General features: G+C 39.7%; 1 protein-coding gene. It reads left to right on the plus strand.

Annotation, left to right across the window (positions count from 1 at the left end):
* Positions 1–358, plus strand: a 358-nt coding sequence (locus tag WSC_RS0102700; RefSeq protein WP_016954363.1) for an IS256 family transposase, incomplete at both ends; no start/stop codon positions are given.

A 358-nucleotide genomic window follows, 5' to 3' on the forward strand; every position in this document is an offset into this window, starting at 1 on the left:
ATAATCGAGGTGTTAAAGACATCTTAATTGCTTGTGTTGATGGATTAACAGGCTTTCCTGAAGCAATTGCGTCAATTTACCCTCAAACCGAAACTCAGTTGTGTGTGATTCATCAAATTCGAAATTCAATGAAGTATGTCGCATCCAAGCATCAAAAAGCGTTTATGGCTGACTTAAAGCCTGTTTATCGCGCCGCAACCAAACTAGAGGCTGAAGTTGCACTTGATGAGCTTGAGGCTAAATGGGGAACTCAATACCCTATTGTAATCACATCGTGGCGCAAAAAATGGGATAACTTATCGCTTTATTTTCAATATCCTGAAAGCATAAGAAAAGCGATTTATACGACGAACGCAGT

The organism is Catenovulum agarivorans YM01 (assembly GCF_000281085.1).
In the GTDB taxonomy this organism is placed as follows: Bacteria; Pseudomonadota; Gammaproteobacteria; order Enterobacterales; family Alteromonadaceae; genus Catenovulum; species Catenovulum agarivorans.